Genomic DNA, 14356 nt, shown 5'->3' on the forward strand with positions numbered 1-14356 from the left:
CTGCGTCCCTCGTGCCGCCTGCCGGGCGCGGTCGCCTCACGGCCGGGCCCGCAGCAGCCGCCCCAGGGTGGTGGCCTTCGCCAGGACCGTGCCATCGGCTGCGGCGGTGACACCCTCGGCGAGGGCGACGCCTTCGGTCAGGGTCGCCGTCGTGGTGAGACGGCGCCAGGCGTGGACGGGCACGTGGCGACTCCAGCGGACGCCCAGGTCGAGCGTGATCGGCTGCACGGTACCGAGGCCTTCGCTGCGGAAGACGCACTCCAGAAGGAAGCTGTCGAAGAGCAGCAGGTCCACGGCGGCCCCGTGCGTGGCGCCGCCGATGAGCTCGGGGCGGCCCCGGACCCAGACGTCACAGAGCGGTTTGCCGTCCCCCAGCCCGGCCGGGCTGAGCGGGTAGTCCACGGCTCGTACGTCCAGGTGTTTGAAGAACGCCACCTCGTCGGCCAGCCAGGTCACCTCCGGCGCGGAGTCCGGCGGTGAGGCGTCGTCGGCGGAGGTGTCGTCCGTGACCAGCCGGGGGTCGAGCATCCAGGCGTCGGCGGTGAAGACGCGCTCGGCGTCCTGCAGCAGGTCGATGCGGAGCAGCTCGCTCTTCCCGCCCTTGCGGATGGTTTCGACGCGGCCCTCGATGGGTCCGGGTGCCGCGGCCTTCGGATAGGCGCCCTGGATGCCGCCCAGAACGAGACCGGTTGCCGCGGCACGGGCCACCTGGCTCGCGAACGCCGCTATGCAGCCGCCGAAGACCCGGTCGGCGAACAGCCACTCCTCGCCGACGACGCCCTGGAAGCCGGAGCCGGACGGTGTGACGGTGAACGCTGTTTCAAGCGACAACATTCTCTCCCTTGATACGGACCACGGCGGCGGCCACGATCCCCTGATGTTCGGCCGAGGTCAGCAGCACGACCCGGTCGCCGGGGCCGGAGTCCGCCGCCCGCGTCAGGGCGGTGACTAGCTGGAAGGCACCCGCCGCGGAGTGCAGCTGCCCCACCGCCTCTGTCACCGGCGGCAGCCGCGTCGCCTGTGGACACACGGTCGTCAGCGCTGTGGACTCCGCGTCTTCCCCCGTCCCCGAGCCCATCGTCGCCCACACCTGCCCGGGCGCGGCGCGGTCCAGCACCCGCTCCGCCGCCCTGCGCACGGCGGTCCCGGTGTCGCCGTCCGTGACCACCAGCGACGTGACGGCGAGGACCTCGGCCAAGCCGCCCGTGGCGTCGGTCTCAAGGCGGACCAGGGCGCAGCCTTCCGCCAGCGGAGCGGTGCCGCTCCGGACCCAGGTGCGTGCTTCGCTCAGTTCCTCGACGGCCCCGGCGAGCAGGACATCCGCCCGGCCCGTCAGCAGCAGTCGCCTGCAGTACCCGAGGGCGAGCAGTCCGGTCGTCGTGCCGCCGGCCAGGGTGGCGTTGGGGCCCTGGAGCCCGTGCCAGATGGCGGTCTGCCCCGCGATGCTGTTCATGGTCGCGTTCTGGATGGACGAGGGCTGCACGTGGTGCGGGCTCTTGCGCTCCCGTGAGGCGCGGTTGACTTCCAGAATGCTCTGGGCGCTGCCGTTCGTCGTGCCCAGGACCAGGCCGGTGCGGGTCGGGTCCACGTCTTCGGTGAGGAGCCGGGTGGCTGCCGCGATGCTCAGGGCGGTCGCGCGGCCCATGGTGCGGGTGCCCTGGCGGCCGAGGTACTCGCGGGGCTCGAAGTCGGGTACCGGCCGGGGCTTGTCGGGCAGCGGACGTCGTGCCGTGGTTCCTTCCGCGAAGGCCTGGTCCTCCGTTCCGTACGGGGACAGGGCCGACCATGCGGTGATGATCACGGCGTCTCCTCGAAGCGGCCGAACACGGTGATCGCGTTGTTGCCGTTGAACGCGAAGCCGTTGTTCTGCACGATCGTCACGTCGGCGGGTACGGAGTGGTTGGGTACGCAGTCGATGGCGCACTCCGGGTCCGTGGTGCGGTGGTTGACGGTGGGCGGGAGGAAGCCCTCGTTGATGGCGATCGTCGAGGCGATGGCGCCCAGGGCACTGGAGGCGCCCATGGAGTGTCCGAGCATCGACTTCAGCGAGACGACGGGGGGCGGGCTGTCGCCGTACACCGCCTTGATGGCCCGTACCTCGGTCACGTCGTTGGAGGGGGTGCCGGTGCCGTGGGCGGAGATGAGGTCCACATCGCCGGGGGCCACCCGGGCGTCGCGCAGGGCGGACTCCATGCACGCCTGGATGCTCTTCTCCTCGGGGGCGAAGGCGTGGTGGGCGTCGCAGTTGATCCCGTAGCCCAAGACCTCCGCGAGGATGGTCGCCCCGCGGCCGCGTGCCGAGGTCAGGCTCTCCAGGAGGAGGATGCCCGCCCCTTCGCCGCTGAGGATGCCCTGGCGGTCGGCGTCGAAGGGACGGCAGCGGTCGGGCGACATGATGCCGAGTCGGTGGAACGAGGCGAAGGAGCGCCGGCACACGGCGTCGGCGCCGCCCACCAGGGCGTAGTCGGCGTCGCCGAGCCGGATGGCGTCGAGGCCGTCCCCGATGGCGTAGTTCCCGGCCGAGCAGGCGGTCGGGAACGTTATCGGGGCCACGTTCTGGAGCCCGAACTCCCAGGCGATGGAGGTGGAAAGCCGGTGGGTCCAGGCGCGGTCCACCAGCGCCGGGTCCATCTGGTCGGCTCCGTGCAGGAGGGTCTGCTCGGCCAGCGCGTCGAGATCCTGCGACTCGCCGTCGGCGGTGCCCACCGCGATGTGACCCGGCCGGTCTCTCAGGTCCTCACCGGTCAGCCCGGCCTCAGCCAGAGCCATCGCGGCGGCGGCCACGACGAAGGAACTGGCTCTGCCGAGCGTCTCCACCGAGGTGCGCGCGATCCAGTCGGCCGGGTCGAACCCGGTGACCTCGCAGCCCAGGGAGTGGGCGAATCCGGTGGTGTCGAACGCAGTGAGCGGCGCGACCTCGTTGCGTCCGGACCGCAGCCCTTCGGTGAACGCCGCCGTGCCGACGCCGATGCTCGACACCGGGCCGCGGCCCGTCACCACGACGCGTTCGAGTCCGCTTGTCATGCCTCGGCCAGGACGTCGTGGATCGCGGCCAGGCTCACCATGCGTTTGGCCTTGTCCTGTTCGATGGTGATGCCGAGGCTGTCCTCGATGGCCGTCATTATCTCGAGGACGGCCAAAGAGTCGACGCCGAGCTCTTCGTAGAAGTGCGTCGTCTCCGTGAGTTCGCCGGGCTCGACCTCCAGGATGTCGCAGACGATCTTCTTGACGCTTTCCCGCAGGTCGGGCGTGATCTCTACCATGTCGTTCTCCTCGGTCTTCGGGGCGTAGCGGTCGGTCAGGCGCCCATGACGTGGACTCCGCCGTCCACGTGGACGATCTCGCCGGTGGTCGCGGGGAACCAGTCGGACAGGAGTGCCACGCACGCCTTGGCGGCGGGGGCGTGGTGGGCGGTGTTCCAGCCCAGCGGGGCACGATCCGCCCAGACGCCGGCCATGTCCCCGAATCCGGGGATGCCCTGTGCGGCGGGTGTGTCCAGGGGGCCCGCGGCCACCAGGTTGACGCGGACCCCCTGGGGCCCGAGGTAGCGGGCGAGGTAGCGGGAGCAGGATTCGAGGCCCGCCTTGGCGACGCCCATCCAGTCGTACAGCGGCCAGGCCTGGGAGGCGTCGAAGTCCAGGCCGACAACCGATCCGCCGTCTTTCATCAGAGGCAGGCACGCCACCGACAGGGACTTCAGGGAGTACGTCGACGTGTGCACGGCCAGGGCCACGTCGTCCCAGGAAGCGTTGAGGAAGTTGCCGCCCAGGGCGGACGGCGGCGCAGCGCCGATCGCGTGCACCACACCGTGCAGCTCCGGTACGTGCTCCCGTACGTGGTCCGGCAGCGCCTGCAGCTGCGCTGTGTCCGTGACGTCGAGGTCGATGACGGGGACCGGGCCGTGCGCCCCGGTGGGCAGCCGCTTGGCGATGCGTTCGGTCAGACCGCGCCGGGGGTAGGCGGTCAGCAGGACGTGCGCGCCCTGTTCCAGAGCGATCCGCGCGATGTGGAACGCGATGGAGTTCTGCGTGAGCACCCCGGTGACGAGGATGTTCTTGCCTTCGAGAATTCCCATGCCTCCCCTCACCACCCCATGGCCAGGCCGCCGTCCACCGGGAGGACTGCTCCGGTGACGTACGCCGCGTCCGGCCCTGCCAGGAACCGCACGGCCTTCGCGATCTCTTCGGGCGCGGCCGTACGCCCGAGCGGTATGCGTTCCTTGGCCGCGTCCTTGACCTTGTCGCTGAGTCCCGCCGTCATGTCCGTGTCGACGAAACCGGGAGCGACGACGTTGGCGGTGATGTTCCACGGGGCGAGCTCACGGGCGAGCGACCGGGCGAAGCCGACCAGGCCCGCCTTCGACGCGGCGTAGTTGGACTGGCCGCTCTGCCCCTGGAATGCGACGACGGACGAGACGAAGACGAGCCGGCCCGTGCGGGCTCTCATCATGCCGCGAGCCGCGCGTTTGGCGACGCGGTAGGCGCCGGTCAGGTTGGTGTCGAGGACCGCCTCGAACTCTTCCTCGCTCATCATCGCCAGGAGTTTGTCCTGGGTGATGCCCGCGTTGGACACCAGCACCTCGACGGGTCCCTGCCGCGCCTCCACCGCGGCGAAGGCGGCGTCCACGTCCTCGCCGCTCGTCACGTCGCACCGCACGCCGAACAGTCCGTCCGGTGCCTGCCCCGACCGTTGGGTCACGGCCACCGTGTCACCGGCGGCGGCCAGCTCCAGGGCGATGGCCCTGCCGATCCCCCGGTTGCCGCCCGTCACCAGTACCGAGCGTGTCACGCTCCCTCCCCGGCGGGGGTGTTCAGCGGTGCGACTGCGCCCAAGGCATCCACCAGGCGCTGAGGCACCGGCGTGCTGCCCGAGCCGTCGCCGGCCACGGTGACGTAGACGATGTGACCGGTCGCGGTGGCCGCGCCCTCCTTTCGGAAGGCGAAGTCGAGGGTGAAGCTCTTCTTCCCGATCCGCGCGGTGCTGACCAGGACCTCGGGCTGGTCCCCGTACCCGATGCCCGCCCGCCAGTCGATCTCCACGTGGGCGACGTGCACGTCGACACCCATCTCGGACCAGGTGGAGTACGGCAGGCCCCGCGCGAGGAAGAAGCCGTCCACGGCCTCGTCGACGTGCGCGAGGTACCACATGTTGAACATGACGCCTTGGCGGTCGATTTCAAAGAATCTCGGCTGGATGGGGTGCGCGAACACCTGGTCGTCCTTATTCATGATCTCTTGTGCCTTCGTTCGTGTACGGGTCAGCGGGGACACGGCCGGGCGGCCGCCTCACCACGAGAACGCCTCCTCGTCACGGAGATCCACCCCCAGCGTGGCTTTGCCCAGGTATTCCAGGCATTCCTCCGGCTTGGCCGGCATCACCGATCCGTACTGCAGCTCCCGCAGGAGCCGTTCGATGGGCCGGGAGCGGCTGACGGCCGCCGAACCGCAGACCGAGAGGGCGATCCCCGCGGCCTCGTGGCCGAGGTCGGCTACCGCGTACTTGGCGGCGTGCACGAGCGTGTTGGCGGTGGTGCCGCCGCGTTCGCGATCGACAGCCTCGCCCGCTCGCTCCACCAGGGCGCGGGTGGCATGCAGACGGGCGGCGAGCAGCCCCAGGTTGCGCTGGACGGTGGCGGACCGCGCCCTGCTCGGTGAGGCCGTGACGTGGTCCACGACAGCCTGGCACACGGCCTCGGCGATCCCGAGGTAGGCGCCGGTGTAACCGGCGACCATCCAGTGCGGTTCGCGGATCACCTTCGTCAGGGACAGCCCCTCGATCCCGAGGACCAGCCGGGACGCCGGCACCGTGACCGCGTCCAGGGCCATGTCCGCCGTGCTGGTCCCGTACATGGCCGTGAGGTTGTGGATCTCCCCGAAGGTGACGCCCGGGTCGTCCCGGCTCACCAGCAGGTGGGAGACGCGTCCGGGATCGTCGGAGTCCTCCGGCCGGGCGGGGACCGCGTAGTAGTCGGCGATGCCGGCCAGCGAGACGAAGGACTTCCGGCCCGTGATCACGAAACCCGCACCGTCGGCCTGGCGCCCGTAGCGCGTGCGCAGCCCGCGCAGTTTGGCACCGCTGGCCGGTTCGGACGCCGCCGACGCGAACATCTTGCCCCCCTCCACCACCTCGGCGAAGAGCCAGGCGCGGAACTCCTCCGCCATCGGCGGCAAGGGGGTGTCCGCGGTTTCACACAGCGGTCCGATGACGGCGTTGTGCATGTTCAGGCCGAGCGCCGCCGCGCCGTTGTGGAACCCGATGACGGACAGCACCCGCCAGTAGTCGGCGAACCCGAGCCCCGCTCCGCCCGCTCTGCGCGGGACGAGCAGGCTCAGGAAGCCGGCGTCGGCGAGCAGCCGGTAGGGTTCCCGCAGATCGCCCTGGCGGTTGTCCACGTCGGCGGCGAGGGCCGCGATCTTGCGGCCCACCTCGTGCGCGCGGTCCAGGAGTTCGTCGAAATCGTCGGGCATCGTCACCCTGTCTCCTTGAGTGGGGGGAAGTTCGCCATCGGTTGCGGGAGGTCGGCCGCGGGCCGTGCCGCGAGCGCCGGACGGTCGGTCTTTCCGCGGTCGTTGAGCGGGAGGGCCGGGACGGCGACCACCCGGTCCGGCACCATGTAGAGGGGCAGCTGGGTGCGCAGCAGTGCGAGGACCTCCCGCTCGGGGAGCGTGCCTTCCACGTACGCCCAGAGCTCGCCTTCGTACGCACCGCTCTTGGCGACGACCGCCACCGCCCCCACTCCGGGCGCGTCGAGCAGCAGGCTCTCGATCTCGCCCGGGTCGATGCGGTACCCGTGCCGCTTGATCTGGGAGTCCTTGCGGCCCAGCAGCACGAACTCGCCGTCGGCGGTACGCCGGCCGAGGTCTCCCGTGGGATAGGCGCGGCGCACCACGCCGTCACGGAAGCGGACCCGGCGGGTGGGATCGACGAGGGCGCCGTCCTGCAGGTATCCGAGGAAGACGGTGGCGCCGGCGACGTGGATCTCTCCCTGGCCGGAGGTGGGCCGGCCGTGTTCGTCGAACACCTCCACGGTGTCACCGGGGACCGCGCGTCCGACCGCTGCCTGCTGCGCGGCCGTCCAGGACCGGGGGACGCGGAGGTAGGTGCAGACGTTCGTCTCGGTCGGGCCGTACAGGTTGTAGACCGGCCGGTCGCCGGCGATCCGCAGATAGCTCTCCAAAGCCGCGGGAGGGAAGGGCTCCCCCGCGTACAGCAGGACGCGCAGTGCGTCCAGGGACGTCTTGGCGATGCCGCCGCGTTCCAGCAGACCGACGTAGAGCGAGGGCACCGCGTACAGCACGCTGATCCGCTGGGCGTGGAGCCAGTCGACCACGTCAGCGGGGAACGCCTTGATCCGCTCGGGCATCAGGACCGTACAGGCGCCGACGGCTGCGGCGGAGAAGAGGTCGAACGTGCTCAGGTCGAAGGTCAGGGCGGCCTGTGATCCGATCCGGTCCGTGGGCCGCAGCCCCAACTCCGCCGCGGCCCATTCGGCGAAGTGCGTGACGTTCGCGTGCGACAGCAGCACGCCCTTGGGCGTGCCCGTGCTGCCTGAGGTGAACAGGACGTACCCGCCCGCGCGAGCGGCCTCCGGCAGCGGCCCGGCCGGTACGCCGTCCGCTACGCGCAGCAGTCCTAGGCCGTGCGCGAGGGCCTCGGTGTGCGCGTCTGCTGCGCCGGACACGGCCTCGACCGCGCCGGCCCGGGAAGAGGCGGTGGTGAGCAGCGCCGTCAGCCCGGCCTGGCGCACCATACGGCGGGTCCGGGCCGTCGGGGTGCGGGGGTCGAGCGGTGCCACGACCGCCCCGGCGCGCAGGGCCGCGTGGATCGCGAGCACCGCCTCGAGCGACTTGGGGATGAAGACGCCGATCCGGTCGCCGGGCTCGACCCCGTGAGCGGCGAGTTCGGCGGCCATGGTGCCTGCCGCGGCGTCGAGTTCCGCGTACGTCCACGCGCGGTCACCGTCCACCAGGGCAAGACGCTCGGGGTGGGTCAGCGCGGCGCGGGTGAGCAGGTCGTCCAGGCGCCGCTGCGCGCGTTCGGGGGCCGGCCCCGTCAGGCCGGTCATCGGGCCGTCCCCAGCAGCACGCGCAACTGCCGCGCGCCGAGCGCGGAGTCGATGTCGAGGGTCACGGCGTCCGCGGTGTCCTGCGCGCGGGCGGCACGCAGCGTGGCGTAGAGCTGGACGAGGCCGGCGAGGCTCCCGAAGGCCGAGAAGTCCGCAGGGGCGGCAGGGACGACGGCCTCGGTGGCTGCGGGGGCCGGGGCAGCAGCCGCGGCGGCTTGGGGGGCTGCCTCCACGCGTCGAAAGAGGAACGCCACGGCCGCGTCGGTGCGGGACGGCGCGGCCAGCGGCTCGCCGTCCCGTGCCAGCCGGGCGTGGGCGGCCAGGGGGCGTCCCTCGGCCGTCACCAGTTCGACGCCGATCAGCAGAACCTGGTCCATGCCGTCGTCGAGGATCGTGTCCACCAGGTCCAGGGCCTCGGAGCGCACGTCGCCGCGGAGCGCGACGCAGGTCGTCGGTCCCGTGATGGCGTAGTCGCGGGCGATGACTCCGAGGATCGTCGTGGGCACCGACTGGTAGAACAGCAGGGGGTTGGCGGTCTGCCCGGATTCCAGCAATCGGCTGCCGAGGTCGGAGGTGACGGTGTCGCCGAAGAGCGTCGCCAGAACCAGACCCGTCCGTGCCCCCTGCTCGCCCAATGTGGCGCCGTCCACGACGTCTGCCAGGCAGCGGTCGACCGCGGCCTTGATCAGCGGGCTGAAGGCGGACTCGACGAACCCGGGCACGCGGCGCGTCTCGGACGGCTCGATGACGAGATGGCCCGCCTGGATGCCCGACGGCACGACGAGTGCCTCGGACACCAGAAGGCGTTCGGTTTGCGTGTCGGTCATGCTCGCTCCCACAGCAGTGCTGTGTTGACCCCGCCGAAGGCGGAGTTCGTCGTCAGGGCGCGCCCGATGCTCGATCGGCGGGCCCCTTCGGTTACGTAGTCCAGGTCGCATTCGGGGTCGGGCAGCGAGAAGTTCGCTGTGGGAGGTATCAGTTGATGTCTCAGTGCCAGCAGCGTGATCACGGATTCGACGGCTCCGGCCCCTTCGAGCGTGTGCCCCGTCGTCGATTTGGTGGAGCTCACGGGCACGTGAGCGGCGCGCTCGCCGAACACCCGGCGCAGTGCGGCGGTTTCGGAGGTGTCGTTGGAAGGGGTGCCCGTGCCGTGCACGTTGACGTAGTCCACCGCGTCCGGGCCGAGGCCGGCGATCCGCAGTGCGGACTCCATGGCCTGGGCGGTGCCACGGCCCTCCGGGTGCGGCCGGCTCGCGTGGTAGGCGTCGGAGGCGATGCCCCACCCCGCGACGCGGGCCAGCACCTCGGCTCCCCGGGCGAGGGCGCTCGCCTCGGACTCCAGCACCAGGCACGCCACTCCGTCGCCGAGCAGCAGACCCGTACGGTCGTGGGAGAAGGGACGTATATGGCCGTCCTTGGCGAACGCGCGCGCCGAGTCGAACTTCGCGAAGAGCTCCCGCTCCACCAGATAGGCGCCACCGCACAGCAGCGCTTCGGCCCGCCCCCGGCTGATGAGACGGCTCGCGTGGACGATGGTGTCGGCGGAGGCGACGCAGGCGTTGGTGAAGGTCAGGCGCAAAGGGCCCAGGCCCAGCGCGCCGGCGAGGCCGTGGGCGAGCTGGCCCGGCACACTGTCCGGGAGGAAGGACGCCTCGGGCGTCTCGGCGGCGTCCTCCACGGAGCGCCAGTATCGTGAGATCGGGCGGTAGTCGCCCTGGCTGCCGACGAGGGCGCCGGAGATCCGCGACGGGGCGATGCCCGCCATCCCGATAGCGGCCCTGGAGCAGGCCAGGAGTACGTCGTGCTGGCGCGGTGGGGCGTCCTCGGTGAAGTCGACCCCGGGGATCTGCGGGCCGTCCCCCTCATACACGGCCGCGGAGGCACACCGAAACGGCGTGGTGTCGAACCGCTTGACGTCGCGGAAGGCATGGCGGCCCGCGAACGGGCCATCGAGCAGCGCCTGTTCACCGAAGCCGAATGCGGTGAAGACCCCGAAGCCTGTGACGACGACGCGTTGCGACGCGCTCATCGCGGCTCCCCGGGACCGGCGGCCTTCGCGGTCAGCGCGTTCACGTGGGCCGTGATCCGGCTGATGCTGGAGAACGTCTCCGCGCGGGCTTCCCGCAGGTCGAGTTCGATGCCGAACTCGGTCTTCAGGCTGTGGCTGAGCCAGGCGAGGGAGAAGGAGTCCACCATGATTTCGGTGTCGTCCGCGACGACTTCCACCCCGGCCAGCGTGCGGCTGTCCACGAGGATCTTCCGTATGTCCTGCGTCGTGATCATCGGGCGCCCCTGCTCTCCGCGGTGGCGACGGAGCGCTTCTGGACCACCTCGTCGACGAACTCCCCGAGCGTTGCGGTGAGCATCAACTTCAGCAGTTCGTCCGGGAAATCGATGTCGTACTCCCTTTCGAGTTGGACGGCCACTTCCAGGGCGCCGATGGACTCCAGTCCGACCCCGTCCGGTCCGAGGGACGTGTTGATGTCGATTTCATCGCCGAGTTCCATGCCCACGACATCCTCGATGACATGAATGACGAACTCGAGAACTCGCTGCCGTTCCTCTGACTCCCGAAACTCCGCAGGCATGGCTGTGTCTCCTCAGTTCAACGGTCTGTCGTGATGTCTCCACGGCGGAGACAGCCGGGTACTCGCGCGGTCAGCGCAGCACGTCTCGCAGGACTCGGGCGAACGTCTCCACCTCGGCCATTGAGTTGTAGTAATGCGGTGAGACGCGCACAGCTGCCTCCACGCCGACCGCGTTCATGTACAGGGGTGTGTGGCTGCCCTGGGCGGTCCACACGTTGACCCCGGCGGTGTGAAGGGCGCCTTGGACATCCCGGGCGGGCATCCGGTCGTGCACGAAGGTGACGATCGAGGCGTGCCGACTGCCCGGGTCGATCAGCCGGGTCCCCGGCAGCTGGGCAATCGCCTCGCGCACCGCCTCGCGCACCATGCCGGGGCCGTCATCAGTACGGGCCAGATGGTGGCGGGCCGCCGCTTGGAGGCCCATGACGCTGGAGTTCGAACGTTCGGCGTACTCCAGCCTCCGGGCGCCGGTGCTGTGCACTTCGTAGTCGTCGCCGCCGGTCATGTCCGCGATGTGCAGGTCGTAGAAGGGCAGCGCGACAGCCTCACGCAGCCGGGGGCTGATGGCGGCGAATCCCGTGCCGCGCGGCCCCCGAAGGAACTTGCGCCCGGCACCGGTCAGCAGGTCGCAGCCGATCGATGCGGCAGAGACCGGCAATTGGCCGACGGCCTGGCAGCCGTCGACGCCGTAGTAGCACCGCCAGGGGGCGAGGATCTTTCCGATCTCCTCCACCGGTGTCACGATCCCGCAGCCGGACGGCACGTGCGGTACGGAGACGAAGGCCACGTCGTCCCCGATGTGTGTGCTCATCCAGTCCAGGTCCAGGTCACCGTCGGGCAGAACCGGCACGACCTCGACGCGCAAGTCCAGGCGTCGGCGCAGTTCCGTCCAGAGGATGAGGTTCCCCGCGTACTCGTAGGGGGTCACCCAGACGCGGTCACCGGCCGCGAAGGGGATGTGCGAGACCACCGAGGACCAGGCACGCGTGGCGCTGTCGAAGAGGGCGATGTCGTCGCTCGGTGCGTCGATCACCCGCCCGAGCGTTTCGTACACCTCGCGTTCGAGGGTGTCCGCGTGACGCTGTTCGGCCTCGTAGGAGCCGCCGTCGGCCTCCTCCGCGAGGTAGTCGGTGACGGCCTGGGTGACAGCCGCGGGCATGAGGCCGGCGCCCGCGTTGTTGAAGTGGACAGGCATGCGTGCACCCTTCGATCAGGAGACCTGGGCGGTTTTCGCCTCGGGCTCGGTCAGCCAGAGGTACGAACTGCGGCGGACGACGACGATCAGTACCAGCGCGACACCGAGGGCGGCGCCGACCAGATACCACGGGCTTGCGGCCGAGCCCCCGTCGTCGGTGAGCATCAGGCTCAGCTGGGGCATGGCGATCAGGCCCACGTTGACGCCCGCCGAATACAGCCCCATGTTGCGGCCGGTGACGGAAGGGTCCGACACCTCGCTGACGTAGTGGAGCAGCGCCGGGAAGACGATCATTTCGGCGGCGGTCCAGAGCAGCGTCGCCCCGACGAGCGCGGGTCCCGACGTCGACAGGCCCATCAGCACGAAGCCCGAGGCCGCCAGCACGTAGCCGGCCAGCAGCGAGACGAAGTGGCTCACGTGGCGCATCGCCGTGTTCAGCGGCACCTCGAACAGCACGATGGCCACCGCGTTGACGAAGAAGATCGCGCCTGCCCAGTAGCTGGGCAGACCCCGTTCGTGGATCACGTACGCGCTGAGGAAAGTGGGCGGCAGCGCGTACGCGAGGTGGATGGGCAGCGCCAGCAGGAAGATCGACCAGAAGCGTGTCTCGCCCTTCAGCGTGGGCGCCGTCAAGCGGCCGCGCGCCGTCTTCCCCTCCTCGGCGACCGTCCCTCCGGAGGTCCTGATGATGAGGTAGACCGCAGTGCCCAGGACGACGCAGGCGTTGATGAGGAACAGTCCCACCGGGCGCCAGGCGAACACGAGTCCGCCCAGCGCCGGTCCGATCCCCATGCCCACGTTGATGGCCAGGCGGTTGCAGGAGAAGGCGACCTTGCGGTCCTCCTCCCGGGAGTGACGCACGGTCTCCGCGTACGCCGCAGGCGTGAACGCCTCGTAGAAGAATCCCCAGACGAGGCTGCCGATGATCAGCATCACGGCGCTGTGGGTGAGCGGCAGGACCGCCACCAACGCCGCGTTGCCGACCAGGCCGCTGATCATCACCGTGCGTGCCGACACGAAGTGCAGGACGGGCCCAGCCGCCAGGTCGGCGGCGAGGGCGCCGAGGCCGTAGGCCCCGACGATCGAGCCCACCTGCCCCGCGGAGTAGTCATTCCGCTCCACCAGGTAGGCCGCCAGGAAAGGGAACGCCATGGTGCCGGACCGGAAGAGCAGCGTGGTGATGAACAGCGTGCGCAATTCGGGAGCCAGCCCGCGAACGGCGCGCAGAGTAGTGCGCAGCATCAGATCAGGTACACCTTGTCCTTCAGTTCCTGGATCTTCCGGTAGTCCGTGAGGATGGCCTCCTCGGTCTCCCCGGTCATGAAGATGCGCAGGGGGCTGGTGAGGAGGTCTACCGTGCGGCGGAGCCGGCCGCCCGGCTTCACCTTCACACTCGGGAGGAACACGGTGGGCAGGGCCGCGATCTCGCGTACGACGTCCTCGTCGATTGCGCGCACCTCGCCTTCCTGCACGCTGGGGGCGTTGTAGACCACCGCGGGCTGGCGTCGCGTGTAGACACCGTCGCCGTAGCGACGGAGGAACTCCTCGGGCCGCAGGTAGGACAGTGCGATCAGATCGGCCTGGTTGTGGCCCAGGCAGATCTGGTGGAAATCGGGCTGCATGTTGCCGTTGAGGCGGGCGCCGATCTCTACCAGGGCCGGGCCGTCAGAGGTCATCTTGACCTCGGTGTGCGTGGGCCCGAACCGGATGTTCATGGCCTTGAGGACCTCGTCGACGTACGCGATGAGCTCGGGCACCGGAGAGGCGTCGGCCGGCATCAGGACGTCCTTGTCGTAGACGTTCTTGCCATGGGTGAGGGTCTTCTCGTACTTCCACACACCGCAGACGAAGCGGTGGCCGTCATGGCTGACCGTGTCGACGATGTACTCCTCGCCGTCCAGGTAGGACTGGATGAGTACTTCCCGGTTGGGCAGGTCGAAGATGTCGCGCGAGGCGAGGACCTCCTCGGCGGCCGTGCGCACCTCCTCCGCCGAGCCGCAGATGTAGACCCCGTCAGTGGAGGCGGAACTGAGCGGCTTGATCACCACGGGGTACTGGCCACGCTCCTCGGCCCAGTTGACCAGGGTCTGGGGGTCGGAGCTCTTCAACTGATCGGCGCAGCGCAGGCCGGCCTCGCGCAGCACTTCGATCATCTGGTACTTGTCGCGACGGGCGGTGGACAGCCGGGAGCCATTGCTGGCCGTGCCGATCAGTTCACTGAGCCGGTCCGACAGGGGCACCCCGGGCTCCTGTCCGGCGAGCACGGCGCTGACGTTGTACGGGCCGAGCTCCTTGACGATCTGGTCCTCGTCGTGGAACACCAGATCGCCGACGTAGGAGTTCATGTCGGGCAGCAGCATGGAAGTCATCCACTCCGGGGTGCTGCGGACGTGGACTACCTGGGCCCCAAGCCTGGTGAAGGCCGCGGGCAGGAAGTTGCCGGTCGAGTAACCGTCGACGATGGCCGCTACGGGCGGAGTTGACGACAAGGAACTACCTTCTTTCGCG

16 protein-coding genes are annotated in these 14356 nt (G+C 70.0%); all 16 read right to left on the reverse strand.

Going from position 1 to position 14356, the window contains the following annotated elements; all coding sequences use genetic code 11:
- Nucleotides 1-36: 36 nt before the first annotated feature.
- On the reverse strand, nucleotides 37-834 hold the full coding sequence (locus AC069K_RS28405) for an acyl-CoA thioesterase domain-containing protein (protein WP_358831028.1): 798 nt from the start codon (nucleotides 832-834) through the stop codon (nucleotides 37-39).
- Nucleotides 821-1801, reverse strand: a complete 981-nt coding sequence (locus AC069K_RS28410) for a beta-ketoacyl synthase N-terminal-like domain-containing protein (protein WP_478621137.1) — start codon at nucleotides 1799-1801, stop codon at nucleotides 821-823. Before AC069K_RS28410 ends, AC069K_RS28405 begins: the two co-directional genes overlap by 14 nt.
- Nucleotides 1798-3024: a beta-ketoacyl-[acyl-carrier-protein] synthase family protein gene (locus tag AC069K_RS28415; protein WP_478621139.1), complete on the reverse strand. Its 1227-nt coding sequence runs from the start codon at nucleotides 3022-3024 to the stop codon at nucleotides 1798-1800. Before AC069K_RS28415 ends, AC069K_RS28410 begins: the two co-directional genes overlap by 4 nt.
- The gene (locus AC069K_RS28420; RefSeq protein WP_358831025.1) at nucleotides 3021-3263 is read right to left on the reverse strand and encodes an acyl carrier protein; all 243 of its coding nucleotides are present in this window, start codon (nucleotides 3261-3263) and stop codon (nucleotides 3021-3023) included. Before AC069K_RS28420 ends, AC069K_RS28415 begins: the two co-directional genes overlap by 4 nt.
- Before the next feature lie 35 nt (nucleotides 3264-3298).
- On the reverse strand, nucleotides 3299-4075 hold the full coding sequence (gene fabI, locus AC069K_RS28425; protein ID WP_478621142.1) for an enoyl-ACP reductase FabI: 777 nt from the start codon (nucleotides 4073-4075) through the stop codon (nucleotides 3299-3301).
- Nucleotides 4076-4083: 8 nt separating this feature from the next.
- Nucleotides 4084-4788, reverse strand: coding sequence for a 3-oxoacyl-ACP reductase FabG (gene fabG, locus AC069K_RS28430; protein WP_365113293.1), 705 nt, complete (start codon nucleotides 4786-4788; stop codon nucleotides 4084-4086).
- Nucleotides 4785-5228: an acyl-CoA thioesterase gene (locus tag AC069K_RS28435; protein WP_365113291.1), complete on the reverse strand. Its 444-nt coding sequence runs from the start codon at nucleotides 5226-5228 to the stop codon at nucleotides 4785-4787. The genes fabG and AC069K_RS28435 overlap by 4 nt, the downstream gene beginning before the upstream one ends.
- 57 nt (nucleotides 5229-5285) lie before the next feature.
- Entirely contained in the window at nucleotides 5286-6467 is a 1182-nt protein-coding gene (locus tag AC069K_RS28440) for an acyl-CoA dehydrogenase family protein (RefSeq protein WP_478621145.1), read from the reverse strand.
- 2 nt (nucleotides 6468-6469) lie between these two features.
- Nucleotides 6470-8065: an amino acid adenylation domain-containing protein gene (locus AC069K_RS28445; RefSeq protein ID WP_478621147.1), complete on the reverse strand. Its 1596-nt coding sequence runs from the start codon at nucleotides 8063-8065 to the stop codon at nucleotides 6470-6472.
- Nucleotides 8062-8892, reverse strand: a complete 831-nt coding sequence (locus AC069K_RS28450) for a ketosynthase (RefSeq protein WP_478621149.1) — start codon at nucleotides 8890-8892, stop codon at nucleotides 8062-8064. The genes AC069K_RS28445 and AC069K_RS28450 overlap by 4 nt, the downstream gene beginning before the upstream one ends.
- Nucleotides 8889-10094, reverse strand: a complete 1206-nt coding sequence (locus AC069K_RS28455; RefSeq protein WP_365113282.1) for a beta-ketoacyl-[acyl-carrier-protein] synthase family protein — start codon at nucleotides 10092-10094, stop codon at nucleotides 8889-8891. The genes AC069K_RS28450 and AC069K_RS28455 overlap by 4 nt, the downstream gene beginning before the upstream one ends.
- Nucleotides 10091-10348: a hypothetical protein gene (locus AC069K_RS28460; RefSeq protein ID WP_358831017.1), complete on the reverse strand. Its 258-nt coding sequence runs from the start codon at nucleotides 10346-10348 to the stop codon at nucleotides 10091-10093. Before AC069K_RS28460 ends, AC069K_RS28455 begins: the two co-directional genes overlap by 4 nt.
- Nucleotides 10345-10653, reverse strand: coding sequence for an acyl carrier protein (locus tag AC069K_RS28465; RefSeq protein WP_478621152.1), 309 nt, complete (start codon nucleotides 10651-10653; stop codon nucleotides 10345-10347). The genes AC069K_RS28460 and AC069K_RS28465 overlap by 4 nt, the downstream gene beginning before the upstream one ends.
- A gap of 70 nt (nucleotides 10654-10723) precedes the next feature.
- A complete protein-coding gene (locus AC069K_RS28470; RefSeq protein ID WP_478621154.1) occupies nucleotides 10724-11848 on the reverse strand; it encodes an aminotransferase class V-fold PLP-dependent enzyme in 1125 nt (374 codons plus the stop codon).
- Between the two features lie 15 nt (nucleotides 11849-11863).
- Nucleotides 11864-13090 carry an MFS transporter gene (locus AC069K_RS28475; RefSeq protein WP_365113274.1) on the reverse strand — a complete coding sequence of 409 codons (1227 nt, stop codon included), beginning with the start codon at nucleotides 13088-13090 and terminating at the stop codon, nucleotides 11864-11866.
- Nucleotides 13090-14337 carry an ATP-grasp domain-containing protein gene (locus AC069K_RS28480; protein ID WP_478621157.1) on the reverse strand — a complete coding sequence of 416 codons (1248 nt, stop codon included), beginning with the start codon at nucleotides 14335-14337 and terminating at the stop codon, nucleotides 13090-13092. Before AC069K_RS28480 ends, AC069K_RS28475 begins: the two co-directional genes overlap by 1 nt.
- Between the last annotated feature and the right edge of the window lie 19 nt (nucleotides 14338-14356).

It is taken from the genome of Streptomyces sp. NPDC043908 (assembly GCF_056435525.1).

Coding starts and splice junctions, on each gene's coding strand:
- AC069K_RS28405 (WP_358831028.1), bottom strand. CDS start 834: ATGTTGTCGCTTGAAACAGCGTTCACCGTCACACCGTCCGGCTCCGGC.
- AC069K_RS28415 (WP_478621139.1), bottom strand. CDS start 3,024: ATGACAAGCGGACTCGAACGCGTCGTGGTGACGGGCCGCGGCCCGGTG.
- AC069K_RS28420 (WP_358831025.1), bottom strand. CDS start 3,263: ATGGTAGAGATCACGCCCGACCTGCGGGAAAGCGTCAAGAAGATCGTC.
- fabI (WP_478621142.1), bottom strand. CDS start 4,075: ATGGGAATTCTCGAAGGCAAGAACATCCTCGTCACCGGGGTGCTCACG.
- AC069K_RS28435 (WP_365113291.1), bottom strand. CDS start 5,228: ATGAATAAGGACGACCAGGTGTTCGCGCACCCCATCCAGCCGAGATTC.
- AC069K_RS28440 (WP_478621145.1), bottom strand. CDS start 6,467: ATGCCCGACGATTTCGACGAACTCCTGGACCGCGCGCACGAGGTGGGC.
- AC069K_RS28445 (WP_478621147.1), bottom strand. CDS start 8,065: ATGACCGGCCTGACGGGGCCGGCCCCCGAACGCGCGCAGCGGCGCCTG.
- AC069K_RS28450 (WP_478621149.1), bottom strand. CDS start 8,892: ATGACCGACACGCAAACCGAACGCCTTCTGGTGTCCGAGGCACTCGTC.
- AC069K_RS28455 (WP_365113282.1), bottom strand. CDS start 10,094: ATGAGCGCGTCGCAACGCGTCGTCGTCACAGGCTTCGGGGTCTTCACC.
- AC069K_RS28460 (WP_358831017.1), bottom strand. CDS start 10,348: ATGATCACGACGCAGGACATACGGAAGATCCTCGTGGACAGCCGCACG.
- AC069K_RS28465 (WP_478621152.1), bottom strand. CDS start 10,653: ATGCCTGCGGAGTTTCGGGAGTCAGAGGAACGGCAGCGAGTTCTCGAG.
- AC069K_RS28470 (WP_478621154.1), bottom strand. CDS start 11,848: ATGCCTGTCCACTTCAACAACGCGGGCGCCGGCCTCATGCCCGCGGCT.
- AC069K_RS28475 (WP_365113274.1), bottom strand. CDS start 13,090: ATGCTGCGCACTACTCTGCGCGCCGTTCGCGGGCTGGCTCCCGAATTG.